Source organism: Gemmatimonadaceae bacterium, assembly GCA_036496605.1.
GTDB lineage: Bacteria > Gemmatimonadota > Gemmatimonadetes > Gemmatimonadales > Gemmatimonadaceae > AG2.
Genome location: DASXKV010000054.1, coordinates 266,542 through 282,249, shown reverse-complemented (window position 1 = coordinate 282,249; position 15,708 = coordinate 266,542). Strand labels below are relative to the sequence as shown.

The 15,708-nt window shown below is 64.4% G+C and carries 14 protein-coding genes; 3 read left to right on the top strand and 11 right to left on the bottom strand.

Features of this window, described 5'->3' with window-relative positions:
• Nucleotides 1–122: 122 nt before the first annotated feature.
• Both VGH98_22435 and VGH98_22430 read left to right on the top strand, forming a co-directional pair.
• The gene (locus tag VGH98_22435) at nucleotides 123–1,787 is read left to right on the top strand and encodes a TROVE domain-containing protein (protein HEY2378757.1); all 1,665 of its coding nucleotides are present in this window, start codon (nucleotides 123–125) and stop codon (nucleotides 1,785–1,787) included.
• 73 nt (nucleotides 1,788–1,860) lie between these two features.
• Nucleotides 1,861–2,655 carry a class I SAM-dependent methyltransferase gene (locus VGH98_22430; GenBank protein HEY2378756.1) on the top strand — a complete coding sequence of 265 codons (795 nt, stop codon included), beginning with the start codon at nucleotides 1,861–1,863 and terminating at the stop codon, nucleotides 2,653–2,655.
• 10 nt (nucleotides 2,656–2,665) lie between these two features.
• Here VGH98_22430 and VGH98_22425 read toward each other — a convergent pair whose 3' ends face one another.
• Genes VGH98_22425 through VGH98_22405 form a run of 5 tightly spaced genes read right to left on the bottom strand, consistent with a single transcriptional unit; the run spans nucleotide 2,666 to nucleotide 9,862 of the window.
• The gene (locus VGH98_22425) at nucleotides 2,666–3,832 is read right to left on the bottom strand and encodes a hypothetical protein (GenBank protein ID HEY2378755.1); all 1,167 of its coding nucleotides are present in this window, start codon (nucleotides 3,830–3,832) and stop codon (nucleotides 2,666–2,668) included.
• Nucleotides 3,829–4,932 (bottom strand): quinol:electron acceptor oxidoreductase subunit ActD, encoded by a 1,104-nt coding sequence (locus tag VGH98_22420; GenBank protein HEY2378754.1) that lies wholly within the window; start codon nucleotides 4,930–4,932, stop codon nucleotides 3,829–3,831. The genes VGH98_22425 and VGH98_22420 overlap by 4 nt, the downstream gene beginning before the upstream one ends.
• Nucleotides 4,907–6,328 carry an NrfD/PsrC family molybdoenzyme membrane anchor subunit gene (gene nrfD / locus VGH98_22415; protein ID HEY2378753.1) on the bottom strand — a complete coding sequence of 474 codons (1,422 nt, stop codon included), beginning with the start codon at nucleotides 6,326–6,328 and terminating at the stop codon, nucleotides 4,907–4,909. The genes VGH98_22420 and nrfD overlap by 26 nt, the downstream gene beginning before the upstream one ends.
• Nucleotides 6,318–9,206, bottom strand: coding sequence for a 4Fe-4S dicluster domain-containing protein (locus VGH98_22410; protein ID HEY2378752.1), 2,889 nt, complete (start codon nucleotides 9,204–9,206; stop codon nucleotides 6,318–6,320). Before VGH98_22410 ends, nrfD begins: the two co-directional genes overlap by 11 nt.
• A 5-nt stretch (nucleotides 9,207–9,211) precedes the next feature.
• The gene (locus tag VGH98_22405; GenBank protein HEY2378751.1) at nucleotides 9,212–9,862 is read right to left on the bottom strand and encodes a cytochrome c3 family protein; all 651 of its coding nucleotides are present in this window, start codon (nucleotides 9,860–9,862) and stop codon (nucleotides 9,212–9,214) included.
• A 134-nt stretch (nucleotides 9,863–9,996) separates the two neighbouring features.
• On the opposite strand from VGH98_22405, the gene VGH98_22400 reads away from it, so the two are divergent.
• Entirely contained in the window at nucleotides 9,997–11,457 is a 1,461-nt protein-coding gene (locus tag VGH98_22400) for an NAD(P)/FAD-dependent oxidoreductase (protein HEY2378750.1), read from the top strand.
• Here the strand turns inward: VGH98_22400 and VGH98_22395 are convergent.
• Genes VGH98_22395 through VGH98_22370 form a run of 6 tightly spaced genes read right to left on the bottom strand, consistent with a single transcriptional unit; the run spans nucleotide 11,454 to nucleotide 15,678 of the window.
• On the bottom strand, nucleotides 11,454–12,737 hold the full coding sequence (locus VGH98_22395; GenBank protein ID HEY2378749.1) for an SIS domain-containing protein: 1,284 nt from the start codon (nucleotides 12,735–12,737) through the stop codon (nucleotides 11,454–11,456). The genes VGH98_22400 and VGH98_22395 overlap by 4 nt on opposite strands.
• On the bottom strand, nucleotides 12,734–12,904 hold the full coding sequence (locus VGH98_22390) for a hypothetical protein (protein ID HEY2378748.1): 171 nt from the start codon (nucleotides 12,902–12,904) through the stop codon (nucleotides 12,734–12,736). Before VGH98_22390 ends, VGH98_22395 begins: the two co-directional genes overlap by 4 nt.
• 18 nt (nucleotides 12,905–12,922) lie before the next feature.
• Nucleotides 12,923–13,750: a hydrogenase maturation protease gene (locus tag VGH98_22385; protein ID HEY2378747.1), complete on the bottom strand. Its 828-nt coding sequence runs from the start codon at nucleotides 13,748–13,750 to the stop codon at nucleotides 12,923–12,925.
• Complete coding sequence (locus VGH98_22380; protein HEY2378746.1) at nucleotides 13,747–14,757, bottom strand: hypothetical protein; 1,011 nt, start codon at nucleotides 14,755–14,757, stop codon at nucleotides 13,747–13,749. The genes VGH98_22385 and VGH98_22380 overlap by 4 nt, the downstream gene beginning before the upstream one ends.
• Nucleotides 14,754–15,443, bottom strand: coding sequence for a DUF6084 family protein (locus VGH98_22375; protein HEY2378745.1), 690 nt, complete (start codon nucleotides 15,441–15,443; stop codon nucleotides 14,754–14,756). The genes VGH98_22380 and VGH98_22375 overlap by 4 nt, the downstream gene beginning before the upstream one ends.
• A gap of 4 nt (nucleotides 15,444–15,447) precedes the next feature.
• On the bottom strand, nucleotides 15,448–15,678 hold the full coding sequence (locus VGH98_22370) for a hypothetical protein (GenBank protein ID HEY2378744.1): 231 nt from the start codon (nucleotides 15,676–15,678) through the stop codon (nucleotides 15,448–15,450).
• Nucleotides 15,679–15,708: the final 30 nt, after the last annotated feature.

Here is a 15,708-nt window from a genome sequence, read left to right as displayed (position 1 = left end):
AGCAGAGGAATTAGGGCTGGGGAATAGAAGCTAGGGTCCGCCAAATCGGCGCCCGTTAGGCGCCCTAGCCCCACGCCCCTAACTCCTCTTCCAATTCAACCATCAACCAACGGAGGCGCCTCATGCAGCATCTTTCCAAGCACTTCGCGACTCGCCTCCGGCGTCTCGTGACGCCGCAGGCGGAACCGATTCCCAATAGCGCCCAGGTCCCCAACTCGGCCGGCGGATACGCGTGGGCCGTCGACAAGTGGGCGCGACTCGACCGGTTCCTGATTCTCGGTACCGAGGGCGGCACGTATTACATCGCCGAGCGCGCGCTCACACAGGAGAATGCGCGCGGCGTCGTCGAGTGCATTGCCGAGAATGGTCCGCGCGTCGTGAGCCGTGTGGTCGAGATCAGTCAGTTGGGACGCGCGCCGAAGAACGATCCGGCGTTGTTCGTCCTCGCGATGGCGGCTGGACTTGGTAACGACGTCACGCGTGCGCTCGCGCTCACCGCGTTGCCCGCAGTTGCACGGACGGGAATGCACTTGTTCCACTGGCTCGAGTACGTCAAGGCGTTCCGTGGTTGGGGACGTGGCGTACGGAACGCCGTGGCGCGCTGGTATACTCGTCAAGCGCCGTCGGACCTCGCGTATCAGCTGTTGAAGTACCAGACGCGGGACGGGTGGGCGCATCGCGACGCGCTGCGTCTTGCCCACCCGAAGGCTCTAACGGTGACGCACGAGCTGCTCTTCCGCTACGCGGTGAAGGGATGGGAGGGGGTAATCCAGCTCAAGGGCGGCGCCGACCTCGAGTTCATGGAGCGGATCGAGGCGGTGCAGGCGTTGCGTCACATGGCACCTAACGACGCGGCGCGAGTCATCCGGATCTATCGGTTGACGCGCGAAATGGTGCCGACGGAGCTGCTCCGGCACGCCGTCGTGTGGGAGGCATTGCTGGACCGGATGCCCCTCACCGCTCTCGTGCGGAACCTCGGCGTCATGAGCAAAGTTGGATTGCTCGTGCCGGGCAGCGATGCCGTACGGATGGTCGTGGCGCGGCTGAGCGAGCGCACCGCGATCCGCCGGGCGCGCGTGCATCCGCTGTCGCTGCTTGCCGCGCTCAAGACGTATGCAGGCGGGCACGGGGGACGCGGCACTGGGATCTGGAGTCCGGTGAGCCAGGTGGTGGACGTGCTGGATGGCGCCTTTTACCTGGCCTTCGAGAACGCGACGTCGACAGGCAAGCGCGTCATGCTTGCGCTGGACGTTTCGGGCTCGATGGTGACACCGGTGCACGGGATGCCGTTTCTGTCGTGTCGCGCGGCCTCGGCGGCGATGGCACTCGTGACGGCGGCGAACGAGCCAAATCATCTGGTTGTCGCATTTACGAATGGTCAGTATCCCTCGCTGCACTCGGCATTTGGCTACAATACTGGCCTAACGCCTGTCGTGATCTCGCCGCGGCAGCGGTTGGATGACGTCGTGCGGATGACGGAAGCGTTGCCGTTCGGCGGAACGGACTGCGCCCTCCCGATGGTGGAGGCGCTGAAGCACCGCTGGGAGGTGGACGTGTTCGTGATCTACACCGACAGCGAGACCTGGGCCGGGAGCATTCATCCGGCGCAGGCGCTGCGCGACTACCGCGAGCAAATGGGCATTCCCGCCAAGCTAGTTGTGGTTGGCATGACGTCGAACGGGTTCAGCATTGCAGACCCTAACGATTCAGGAATGCTCGACGTTGTCGGATTCGATACGGCGACGCCGGAAGTCATCGCCGGCTTTGCCGGAGCGACGAGGGGCTAGGGGTATAGGCGCTAGGGACACAATTCCTGGAACCTCCCTAGCCCTATACCTCTAGACCCTAACCCGTTGTTTTATGATTAAAGCCTTCTATTCCGACGGAGGTCTCAATGTCGAGACCTACGACGCCCGCACGTTCGGCTTTCCTGGCGAGATCGATTTCTGGATCGCGCGCGCGAAGGAGAGTGGCGCGCCCGTGCTCGAGCTCGCGTGTGGAACGGGACGCGTGAGCTGGCCGATTGCTCGTGCCGGCGTCGACATTGTCGGGATCGATCTGTCGCTGGCAATGCTCGAGCGGGCGGAGGGCAAGCGCGCCGGCGAACCAAAGGACGTAGCCGCGCGCGCACGGTTTCTGTCCGGTGACATGGCCAACTTCTCGCTCCCCGGACACTTTGCGCTCACGATCATCCCTGCCCGAGCGTTTCAGGCGCTCTTGACTGTCGAGGAGCAGCGGTCCTCGTTAGGCTGCATCTACCGTCACCTGAAACCGCAAGGTCGCCTGATCGTCGATATCTTCGATCCACGCTTGAACCTCCTGACTGAGGAGCGCTTCCTGCCGCAGCGCCAGTTCGCGCCCTATCGCAATCCGCTCACGGGCCATACGGTGAGCATCGATGTCCTCGAGCGCGTGAATGACCACGTGCAGCAGCGGCTCGCCGAGCGATGGCGATTCCGTGAGACTGCGGAGAACGGCAATGTCGTGCGTGACGAGGAGGAGCATCTCGAACTGCGCTGGATCTATCGGTACGAGATGCGGCATCTGCTCGAATTGAGCGGTTTCGCCATCGAGGAGGAGTTGTCAGATTTCAGCGGTGCGCGGCCCGCATACGGCCGCGAACAAATCGTACTCGCCAAGAAGACGGGTAATTAGCGTGCCTTGCTCAAGGTTCGACATATTGCATCGCGCGTGCAACGTACGGATCGCCCAGTGGCAAGAGCGACTGGCCGCGGGCGCGCCAGACGGCGGCAGCAGCTGTCAACCCGCCGACCATCAGCAGCGCCGCCACGTCGAGCCAGCTCGGCGCCATGCCTAACGGGTGCAGCGCGGGAAGGACGAGCCAGTAGCTGTCGAGAACGTGCGTGGCGAGCAGCAGCCACCCAATCGCGGCGAGGAATCGCGGCCGGCGCTTGGGTGCTCGTGGCAGGAGCAGCACGAACGGCAGCGCGAACTGGCCGATGACGACGATCAGCGCGAGCGTGCCCCAGCTCCCCGACGTTCGTGTCAGGTACCACGATGCATCGAGCGGTACGTCGCCGATCCAGATGATGAGAAACTGCGAAAAGGCGATGTACGCCCAGAAGATGACGAAGGTCAGCAGCAACTTTCCGAGTGCGCCGAAGTGCTCTGGCGTCACGACACCATCGAGTGCAACGCCGGCGCGAGAGGAGATCCGCGCGAGGATCGCGATGAGACCGAGTGCGGAGACGAAACCTCCGGCAAAGACGTACACACCGTAGACCGTCGAGTACCAGGTCGGCTCGAGCGACATCAGCCAGTCGAACGACGCAAAGGTCAGCGTCAGGCCCACGGCGACCAATCCGCCGGCACTGAAGCGCCGCAACCGCTGCGTCTCGCTCGCGGCGGCAAGGCCGCGCGTCTCGTCACGTCTCAGGGATCGACCTCGCAGAATCTCCGCGACCGCGAGCCAGACGCCGAGATAGACCACGCCGCGTACGATGAAAAAGGGCATGTTGAGCCACGCAACCTTCCGGTCGACGATCGCTCGCGTTGCCGCTGGCAGCATGGAGGGCGACGTCCAGGAATAAATAATCGCCGCGCCCGCAAAGAGCGGTATCGCGAGTATCACGAGCGCGGGCATTGCACCCGTGACATGGAGCGTGATGCGACGCATCACGGTGAACCACCGTGCGCCGGTGACATTGCTCATCATCACCTGAATGAGCGCTCCGAGCACCACGGTTGACATGGCGGCATAGGCGAAGACGTACGACGTCAGCGCTTGTCGTGGCTCGAGCACGACGCCGATGACGAATAACACGAGGCCAACGAAGCCCGTTATCGCCGCGATGGTCGCGATGCGATTCATCGCGAAGACAGTCGTGAAGAGTCAGCGCCCAACGGCCGTGACTGGAGCAAGCCAACGTACGCGACTATTGCCCATCGGTCCGGCGCGGACAACTCGGCCGCATACGACGGCATGTAGCCAAAGCCGTCGGTGATCACCTTGTACAACTGCTCAGCCGTGAGCCCGCGAATCGCTGGGTCGAGGAGCGACGGCGGTTTCTTCGGCTGCATGTTGTCGCCGACGACGCCGGCGCTGTCGCCGCGCTCGCCGTGGCACACGGCACAATAGATGGCAAAGCGATTGGCGCCTCGCCGCAGAGCGACCGAATCCGTCGCCATGTTCCGGGCCATCTGGGCCTCTCGTGGAATCGTCCCGGCTGGAGGGGAGCGCATTGCTTTTCCATCGGGGAAGAATGCGCTCGCGCCGAAGGGCGTATATCGCGGCTGCGTGCGCATACGCTTCCAGTCGAAGCCGCTGCCCATGCGGTCGGAGCACCCGTTCGCGCCGATCACGAGCGCGATTAGGAGACCGAGTGGCCTAACGAGTGACGCCCACTGCGGTCCGAGGCGCGTGATGGTCCGGAGTGCGCCCGCGTCCCGGAGCAGTCCCTCGGCGTGCGCGCGATCGCGCTCACTCGCAAATGTGCGCATCGCGATCCAGAAGCGATCGATCGATGCACGCTGAAAGTCCTCGACGTCGTCCTCGATCGACCAGAGGCGCGGCAGTCGCAACACCAGAAGCACGCCGAAGAACACACCGAGCGATGCGGCGAGAACGGTGCCTTCGAACGTCGCGAGCAGAAATGCCGGGACGGCGTGCTGTGGCCGGCCGCCAACGTTCAGTGGATACGAATGGACGTTCGCCCACCACTGAATGCCGTAGCTCGCAATCAGGCCGATGCTGCCGGCGGTAAGCGCGAGCCAGCCAAGTCGGGAACGTGAGAGGCCGAGTGGCTCATCCAGCTCCGGGATGTCGAACGGGGCGTACGTCTCGAGGTCGTGATACTTCTCGCGCCGCAGTGCCTCGATGGCGTGGAGCAAGTCCGTCGCGTTCGCAAATTCGGCGAGGAGTCGAATGTCGCGGCTCATGTCGATGTCACCCTTCGCTCGGAATGATGGCATGGCTGCGCGACAACTCATAGCGCAGTTTCTTCACCTCGCTGAGTGGGATGAAGGGCACCCAGCGGAGGAAGGTCAGAAACAGCAAAGAGAACAGTCCGACGCTCCCGATGAGCAAACTCCAATCGACCCACGTGGGCGCATAGTTGTGCCAACTCGATGGCAGGAAATCCCGACTCAGCGAGCCGACGATGATGACGAAGCGCTCGATCCACATGCCGACCCAGATTGCAGCCCCAGCGACAAAGAGCGCAAAGGGGCTCGAGCGAACCCGTGACGACCAGAAGAACTGCGGCGTGACGACGTTCGCCGCGATCATCACCCAGAAGAGGATCGCGTACGGCCCGAGCGGGCGCGCGATGAGCATTGCATAACGCTCGAACGGGTCGCCGCTATACCACGCAATGAAGGCTTCGCATATGTACGCGTACGCGACCATCGATCCGGTGACGAGCAGCAGCTTACCGAGATTGTCGAGATGTTGCGTCGTGATGATGTCTTGGAGTCCGAATGCGCGCCTGATGGGCAGCATGAGCATCAACACCATCGCGAATCCCGAGTAGATCGCGCCGACGACGAAGTACGGTGGAAAGATCGTCGAGTGCCAGCCGGGAAGCTGCGTGATCGAGAAGTCGAGACTCACGATGCTGTGCACGGAGATCACGAGCGGCGTCGCGAGGCCAGCAAGTAGCGTGTATGCGACGCGATAGTGACGCCACTCGCTCGCGCGCCCACGCCAGCCGAGCGCGAAGATGCCGTATAGCTGTCGACGCAGCCGGCCGGGGGCGCGATCTCTCGCCGCGGCGAGATCGGGCACGAGACCGAGATACCAGAAGAGCAGTGAGACCGTGAAGTAGGTCGAGATGGCGGCGACGTCCCACGGCAGAGAGCTCTTGAAATTCGGCCAGACACCCATCGTGGCCGGATACGGAATCAGCCAGTAGAAGAACCAGGGGCGACCAAGGTGGAGCACCGGGAAGAGCGATGCATTCACCAGCGCGAACAGCGTCATCGCCTCGGCAATGCGATTGATCGACGCGCGCCAGTGCTGGTTCAGCAACAGCAGAAACGCCGAGATGAACGTCCCGGCGTGGCCGATCCCGATCCACCAGACGAAGTTGACGATACCGTAGGCCCACGCGACGGGAATGTTGTTTCCCCAGGCACCGATGCCGCGCATGAACGTCTCGACAATTCCGACGATGAACAGCAGCGTGAGCGCTCCCGATATCGCGAACAGCGGCCACCATCGTGGCTTTGCCGTCCAGCTGCTCGCAAGGAGGCGTGTGGAGAGCGTGCCGTCGTCCAGCAGCTCGTGGAGGACGGGATGCGGCTCGAGAGCGCGCTGGGCTTCTTCGTCGTCGCGAATGCGGGCGGCCGCCGACGCGTCAGCGCGCATTCTCTGCCTCACGACGCTCGTTGCCGTCGTTCCGGCGACGGAGGTAGCGCACGCGCGGGACAGTGCCCAGGTCCTCGAGCGCGCTGAAGGCACGCGGGTCCCGCGCAAGTCGTACGACGTCGCTCGTCGGATCGGTGAGCGAGCCGAATACGATCGCGTGCGTCGGGCAGGCTTGCTGGCACGCGGTTACCACGGGACCTGTACGCGGCTCGCCTGCCTCCTCGGCGTCAATCTGCGCACGACGGATACGCTGCACACAGAACGTGCACTTCTCCATCACGCCGCGCTGCCTAACGGTGACCGACGGGTTCTTCGCCATGCGGACCGTTTCCGCGAGCTCGTCGTTGTAGTCGAACCAATTGAATCGACGAACTTTGTACGGGCAGTTATTCGAGCAGAAGCGCGTGCCGACGCAGCGATTATAGACCATCTCGTTCAGGCCGTCATCGCTGTGAACGGTCGCATTCACCGGGCAGACGTACTCACACGGTGCCTTCTCACAATGCTGACAGAGCATCGGCTGCGTCTCAACGCGATCCGGCGACGCCTCATCGACGTATCGGTCGATGCGCAACCAGTGCATTTCCCGGCTCTCGAGCACGCCCTTTCTCCCGACGGTGGGCACGTTGTTCTCCGCCTGGCACGCGACGACGCAGGCGCTGCACCCCGTACAGAGATCGAGATCGATCGTCATCGCCCACTGGTCCGCACCGAAGCCCGTCGACGACGGCGCGTTCGGCTCGTACAGCGTCAGCGGCCGGCGGTGGTTGCCCGATCGCACGCTGTCCGGGACGTCGAACGGCTCGCCCCCAGCAAGGATCTCCTTCGAGCGGCCCTCGATGTCCCAGTGCGATTGTGTGGTCGCGAGCGCTCGTTGACGACCCGTGAACGTTAGGCGAAGGCCCGTCGCGGCGAACGGCTCGCGTACCGTGCGGAGCACATTGGCATTGACGCCGACGCCACGAGCAGCTGCCTCGGCACCCGAGCGACCGTAACCGATTGGAAGTGAAACGGCACCGTCGGCGTGTCCGACGACGACGAGCGCGGGCACTTCAATCGAGCGCGCGTCCAGCGTGAGCCTAATGACGTCACCGGTGCCGATGTGGGCGGAGGCGGCGAATGCCGGCGACACCAGGGCGGCGTTGTCCCACGTGAGCTTCGTGATCGGATCCGGGAGCTCCTGGAGCCACACATTATTCGCGAAGCGCCCATCGTGCACGGTGGCACTCCGCACGAAGGCGATATCGATGGAATCGGCGGCCGCCGTACTCGCGATCGATCGCAGCGCATCGGTTGCGGCGGCCATTGGCGCCGCCGGTATAACGCGCGGCAACTCGGAACCCGGGATCACTCCTCGACGCAATACGTCCTCCCACGCGGCGCCCCCGCGAGCGGCGTCACTCTGTGTCAACAGATCATGCACGTTCGCGACTCCAAGTCCGGCGAGCGCAGCGAGGACTTCGGCAGTGCTCAGGCTCTCATATAGCGGCGCGATGAGAGGTTGAACGAGCGAGACGGTGCCGTCGTACGCGCGCGCATCGCCCCAAAGCTCGAGATAGTGAGACGCGGGTACGTGCCATGCGCTCGACCGCGCCGTCTCGTCGTCATAGGCACCCAGGTAAAACGCGTTAGGCACGGAACGGATGCGGCGCTCGAGATCCAGGTCGGCCGGCGCACCATAGCACACATTGACGTCGAGGATAACGAGCGTGTCCGTATTCGTCTGTATCTTTGCGGCGATCATCCCGAGGTCGTGGCTCGGCTCTCCCGGTTCGATGAGCGGTGACGCCGTGAACCACGTCGTCTGCCCGACGTTTCCAAGCGCGCTGTTGAGCACATACGTGATGGTGTGCACTGCGGCCGCCTGCTCCGGCCCCGCGATGACGATCGAGCGGCCGCGGTTGGCGGCGAGGTCCCGGGCGACCGCTTCGACCCAGGCGCGGGCCGCTGGTGGTAGATCAGGTGTCGCGGAGCCTAACGACGAACCATTGTCGCCGGAAGCTGCCGCGACCGCGTCGAAGAGTGCCGTCGCGGCCCGCCCAATCAGGCTGGGCGCGAGCGCGATACGACGGTCGGCGAGGGTACTGGTCGGGGACGGTTGTGTCTCGGCGACGTATAACCTCGCGGCAGGCGCATGCGAGCGCCGCGTCGCGAAGTCCGCCGCGTGTCGGAGGCGAAATGGACCTGCGGCGAGGAAGTCAGCGCTGAGTGAAACGACGACGTCGGCCTTGCTGAAGTCGTACTGGGGAACGAGCGCTGCGCGGAAAAGCGTGCGTGCGGCTTCGAGCGGTGCGGCGCTCGCGAGCGGCGCATAAAACGACACCGCGGCGTCGGGATATTGCGCGCGTACACGTGCGATCAACTCGGCGACGAGGGGCGAACCGGTTGGTTCGAGCAAGACATGCAGTCCGGCCCCGCGTGCGCCGATGCGTCGCGAGAGCGCTGCTGGTGCCAGCGCGGCCCGAGCGGCATCGAGCGTTGCGCGACGGCGGCCCGCGCGCGGTACTCTTGCACGATGTGGATCGTAGAGCTGTAGCACCGATGCTTGCTCGAGAATGCCGGCGGCACCGAGACTCGCCGGATGATCCGGATTGCCCTCGACTTTTGTCGGCCGTCCTTCATGGCTCTCGACGATCAATCCAGTCGCATAGCCGTCGATCGTCATCGACGTCGCGTAATGCAGCGGCTTCCCGGGAACAACGTCACCTGGCGCTTCGACGTACGGGAGGATCTCGCGATCCGGAGCGCGGACGCATCCACTCAGTCCGGCGAGCGCGACGCTCGCGCCAAGGAGCGTGACGAAATCGCGGCGGGAGAGACCATCTAGCGGCGTTGCGGCGCCTTCGGGAAATTCCGCTTGGGAGTCGTGTCGTGACATGGACGCTAACGGTGGCAGGTCGAGCAATTGACCAACGATCGGACGTGGTTCCGCGCGAGGAGCACCACACCTAACGAGTCGACCGCGCTCGGCCTCGTCCATCCCATCACGGTGACGTCGCGCACAGGACGAAGTCGGCGGCCCGGATCGCGATGACAGTCGACGCACCATGTCATCGTCAGCGGCGCGACCTGACGAACCTGCGCCATCTGATCGACGCGGCCGTGGCAGGTCTCACAGCCAACGCCCTTGCTGATGTGAATCGAGTGATCGAAGTAGACGAAGTCAGGAAGTTGCGTTACGCGCTGCCACGGAATCGGGCGGCCAGTGGCGATGCTCTGTCGCACGGGAGCCATCGGCGCGCTCGACATCCAGAGCGGCGTATGGCAGGTCACGCACTGTCGCGTCGATGGCAGACCGGCGGACGCGCTGCGATCGGCGCCTGCGTGGCAATAACGGCAGTCGATCCGCAATGGGCCCGCGTGCAAGCGATGATCGAACGGAATTGGTTGCACGATCGCCGCGTGCTCGCCGCGCGCCCAGGGTGTACGAACCCAGAGCATCGCGAACGCTGGTACTGCGATCGGAAGCGCGATCAACCCCACCAACGCACTTCGCGCGATAGTAGTCGCGCGGGGCGAGAAGAGTGCAGGCATCAATTGAGCGAATGCGAAGTCTCCCGCTCTGAGCGGAGAGCGTTCGAAGGCTGCAATGACTCCGCATACATCGCGCCGGAGCACGCCCCTCGCTTCGGCCATTCGTGCAGTAATCGCGGGAAGGACGTCGACTCATGAGCGCTCACGACGCGATCGTCGTTGGGGCAGGACCAAACGGGCTCGCGGCAGCTATCGTCCTCGCGCATGCGGGGCTCTCGGTCCTTGTCATCGAGGGCGCGCCAAGAATCGGCGGGGGCGCTCGCACCGAGGAGCTTACGCTGCCCGGTTTCATGCACGACGTCTGTTCCGCCGTGCATCCGCTCGCGGCCGCGTCGCCACTGTTTGCGGCGCTGCCACTCGCCGATCATGGCCTCGAGTTTATCGAGCCGCCGATCGCGCTGGCGCATCCATTCGACGACGCCGCGCCAGCGCTGCTCGCCCGCGATCTCGGCGTCACGGGGCGTTCACTCGGCGTCGATGCGGACGCCTATGAATCACTTCTCGGACCATTAGCGCGCGCGTGGCAGAAGCTCGCGATCGACGTGCTTGCGCCGCTCCACATCCCGAAACATCCGATGCTGCTCGCCCGATTTGCGGCGAGCGGCGGACAGTCCGTGCAGCGGCTCGTCGAGCATCGCTTCGCCGGAGGTCAGGCGAGAGGCCTCATCGGGGGTATCGCCGGTCACGCATTGCAACCCTTCTCTCACGCCGGCACGGCGGCGATCGCCCTCATGCTTGCCGCGGCCGGTCACCGCGTCGGCTGGCCGATAGCGCGCGGCGGTGCGCGCTGCATTGCTTCTGCCCTCGGTTCATACTTCACTAAACTTGGGGGTCAGGTCGAGACTGGCACATTCGTGAAATCGCTCGATGAACTGCCCGCTGCTCGCGTCGTGCTTCTGGATCTCACACCGCGGCAAGTACTCCGGGTTGCCGAGCGTCGGCTTCCATCGCGGTACAAACGGGCGCTGGGTCGTTTCCGCTACGGCCCTGGTGTCTTCAAGGTCGACTGGGCGCTCGCCGATGCCGTTCCGTGGCGCGCGGACGAATGTCGTCAGGCAGGGACGCTGCACCTTGGCGGAACGATCGACGAGCTGGCCGCGAACGAGGCAGCAGTCGCGCGCGGCGAGCATCCGGAACGCCCGACCGTCCTCATCTCGCAGCCGACGCTCTTCGACACAATGCGGGCGCCGTCAGGGGCGCACATTTTGTGGGGATACTGCCACGTGCCCAACGGTTCGACCATCGACATGCTGCCGCGCATCGAAGCGCAGATCGAACGCTTCGCGCCGGGCTTTCGCGAGCGCGTCCTCGCGCGACACGTCATGACAACGGCGGATCTCGAAGCACGGAATCCGAATCTCGTCGGAGGCGACATTGGTGAAGGCGCGAACACCTTGCGTCAACTCTTTCTCCGGCCTGTCGCGCGATGGCATCCGTGCAGGACGCCCTTCAAAGGACTCTACCTCTGTTCAGCGTCGACACCTCCTGGCGGGGGCGTCCATGGCATGTGCGGCTATCACGCCGCGAAGACCGCCCTCGAGGACATCTTCGACATTCCCATCCACAAGGTGATCGATATCAACGTGCGACGTTAGGCAAGCTCGACGAGCTCGCGCAGAATGTGGTGCGCCGTGGCCTGCGCTTCCTGGATGCGCGGAATGTATTCCGACGGTACGACGAAGATGTAATCGGCAAGATCTCGGGTCATGATCTCGCCACCATCGTACCCAACGAAGGCGATCGTCGCGAGACCGCGGCGTCGCGCTTCCTCCAGCGCCTGCACGATGTTGCGTGAGTTGCCGCTCGTCGTGAACGCCATCGCGACGTCGCCGCGACGGCCGTAGGCGATGATCTGCCGAAGAAAGATCGCGTCCGCGCCGATGTCATTGGCGATTGCCGTGATGATCGCCGTGTCTTCGGTGAGGTCGATCGTCTTGCGAGCGCGCCAGCCTGGGGGCGGAAATCGATAATCCGCCGCGGCGTCCATCGCGTCTGTCGCCGAGCCGCCGTTGCCGAGGACGAGAAGCCCAGCGCCATTCTCGAACGCCGACCGCAGCGCTCGAGCTGCCGAGCAGAGCGTCGCGTCGCCCTCGCTCATTGCGCGAATGCGAAGATTGGTGATTTCCTCGGCTTTCATGACTGCAGACCGGCGAACATCCTCGAGCACGCGCTCGAGGTCGGTCTCTCGTCGATCGAGAAAAGGATAGAGAAAGCTCGATGCGCCAGCGTCATGCGTGGCCCCCGTCGCGTCAGCGAGTAAGCCCTTGTGCTCGAAGAAGACGTGCACGAGCTCCCAGAGCACGTGGTAGACCGTCTCCACGATCTCTTGAGCGACGAAGGGATCGTCCGCGGACGGCTCGATCTCCCATTCGGCGCCGGCATCGGTGAATGCGACCGTTAGGCAGCCTCGCTGGCGCGCAAAGGCGATGGCGGCGCGCGTCTCGTCCGATTCCGCGGCCAAGAAGGCGTCCCGTGAGGCGCCGGGAAATGCGACGGCGATATCACTTGGTTCGGCGATCTGGGCGAGCTGCGCTTCCAATCGCCCCTTCGCGGCAATGAGCCCCATCGCCGGCAAGGCGCGCTTCCCGACAATCACCGGATGGACGAACTCGACCGCGATATGGCGAACGTCGGAGAGCGCAGCCGGCGAGTGACCGAACGCCATGAGTCGTCCGCCGCGCGCGAACCGCTCGGCCATTCGATGACACAGGCGCGCGAGCCGTCCTGCCTGGCCGTCGAAGAAGGGCCTAACGAGCCGCGTGCGACGCTCGAGCAGTAGCTGCGCCTGCGACGCGAGCGGGTCGCTCGCGGTCGTCGTGGCCGAGCGCTGCGCCGGCGCTTCGGATACCGTTGGCGACGCGCTGCCGATGCTCACATCGACTTCATCTTGAGGTACCGCCGCAGATCCGGCAGCTGCTTCACCGCCATCGCCGCGACACCGATCGCGACGCCGACCAGAATCAAGCGCTTGAGCGAGAGACCACCATTGGAGTCTGCTTGATGCTGCAGGGAGTGCGTCTCATGTGACGGGTTGTTCGCCATGGCCTTTCTCCAAGTGTGTTATGCGGTCGCTGCGTGGTTGTCTCGACGCAGCTCGTCAACGAGCCGATCAATGACTGAATGCACAAGTTCGACGGCCCTTGGTATCGAGCGAGTCACCGCCTCGCTCATGGTGCCATCCATCTCGTCCCATTGCTCGGGGCTGATGATGCGCTCCGGCTCGCAAGCGACGACGAGTACTCGCGCGGGTACGCGTCCAAGCGCGCGAGCGAGTGCGAGAACCCGCACGGGATCCATCCCATGCGTCTCGATCGCCGGCGGACCCTCGAGGTCGGCGCTGGCGTCAATCACCGAAAGCGTTCCTGCCGGTTCCCCGCGTGGTGCGGCGTCGACGAAGACGACTGCGTCGTAGTCCTTTTGCATGGCGTACGCGAGATCCATTCCGCGTATGCCGAAATCACGCACCTCGACGCCAGCACGCCGAGGAAGCGCGGCAAGCCGCTGCGCGACGGCGACACCGAAGCCGTCGTCGGCGAGGAAGATGTTTCCGATCCCCGCAACCAGGATGCGCGCCTGCGCCCTGAGTGCTTGCGCTGTATCGAGCGGCTCGATCTCGTCGAGCGCGAAGAAGAATCGATGGCCGGGGTATCGACTCTCGCCGAGGTCGCGGCCCGGATCCTCTTCGATGGTGACGGCGACGTGAATCACGCCGTCGAGACTCTCGTCGAGCCCTTCGACGATCGCCGATCGGCCGGCGAGCATCTGATCGAGAATGTCCCCCCGCGCGCGGGGATGCAGGCGCACGCGGCTTCCGGCGCGCAGCGTGTGATCGCCGAGCGTCACCGATTCCGGCGCGGGGCGGCGCAGCTCCTGCCAGATCTCGCTCATCGCCGCAGTTCTCGCAGCGAGCGAATCGCGCCGTGCAGCGCGCCGAGGTCGGCCGACGAGAGTGCCTCGCACCGCTCGAGAATCTCCCGCGCCTTCGGGTCTGTCGCCCGCATCTCGTCCCTCTCTTCCTCGCTCATCGTCATGATATTGAGGATGAGCAATTGATCGACCTCGCCACCGTCGAAGAAATCTCCAGGGCTCTCTGGCGCGACGTGCGGGTAGTCGTAGAGAATGATCGGCGACGCCAGCATCGCGTCATGCGATCCGTCTTCGCCGACAAGCACGGGCCACAACCCTTCGCTGTGACACGCCGACGCAGCGTCGGCGTGTGGCGAGGGTGGATCGAGCAGCGAGACGAAGCGTCCATGGTCGATCCGCAGCGCTGCGTGCGCCGATGCGAATGTTCGGCGCATCGCTGACTCTCGCTCGAGCCCGGCAAAGGCCGTCGTGTTCGCGACCTCGACGGTGAGACGCTGCAATCCAGGCGCGAGCTCCTCCACCTTGAGTCTAATCAGACCTTCGAGCCGCTCCCATCGCCGCTCGATCGCTCCGACGAGCGTGCCATGCTGGTCGCGCAGCTCCTCGCGCGCACCACCGGCTTCGAGCTCGATCGGCGTACTGATCGAGGGCAGGTGCGAGTCGAGTGAAAGCGCAAGTGCGACCTCTCGCTCCATCGCCTCGTCCCAGGAGAGAATACGGTCGCGCTCGACCGTGATCTCGTCGACCGGTACGAAACCGTCATCGATTGCGCGAAGGGTGCGTCGCGCCACGACCTGGAGAAAGCGTACGGCAACGTCGACGCGCGCACCGTCTGTCGTTTCGACGAGGCACTGGACTCGCACCTCCGCGCGATCGACACCACCGCTTGCGAGCGAGAAGGGACGCGGGTAGATGCCGCCGAAGGTCCAGCGCTGGCGATTCTTGAGCGCGCTGCGGCGGTACGGCCACAGGATGTAGCCCTCATACAAGACGGCACGGGCGATATCGGAGAGCGCGTCCATCGTCACGCCTTGCCCGGCTTCGCCGTGCGGAGCAGGAAATCGATTGCCTCTTCCCAGGTCGTTATCGCGCGTTCGGCCTTGAACGAGTACAACTGATCGAACGTATCGCGGCGCAGACGCAGCCACGCACTCTGAGGGAAGTACTGATCGATCAGCTCCTTCCACACCTTCACCGGCAGCCGATAGGCCGACTCCAATTCCCAGCTCACGCGCGATGTCTTGAGCAGTCCCTCATCATCGAGGTAAAAGAGACTGCCGCTGAACAGGAAATCGAGCGGGATATGCCCGTCCTGCACGGCGTGGAGATACTTTGCCGCCACGACGTCGAAGTCATATGTGCAGGGTACGAGCAGCGCGGCACCCGTGCGATCGTCGAAAGGCGGCAGCACGAAGGTGGCGTGCGTCCAGTACAGGCTGCGCAGTGTCGTGCCCCAGCGCTCGACGCCGCCGAAGAGTTCGGCCAGGCGAGACTGTTCGTCGCGATCGTAGCCACGCCGCGGAGCGGCTATGCGAATCTGCGCCACGAGCATTGCCGTACGAATCGGAACGCGATAACGGCTCTCGACCTCGAGCGTGAAGCGTAGCGTCGGCACGGCTGCATGTGACTCGACCGCGCCATCGATGACGCTGACGGCGAGGTCCGGCAGTGCCGAGTGCCGTGCCGCACCTGGACGCACGACGTCGACGCTCATGCGCTCACGCCGGCGAGAGATTCGGCATGCGTGGATCGATCGGATCTTTTCCGCGGTGATGTATTCCCGTCGAACGCTCGGCGGTCGAGCGTCCGTCGGCGAGATGTCCGCGCATCTTCTCGTAGTGGCCGGGAGCGTTGCCCTCGCGCGTCCCCTTCGTGTGCGACGGCGTCGCGGTGCGGACCATGGGTTTGCCAACGGGAACATTCCTGGCGGGAAGATTGCGATCGCTCATTGTCTGTCTCCTTCAGTGATCTGATAGGTC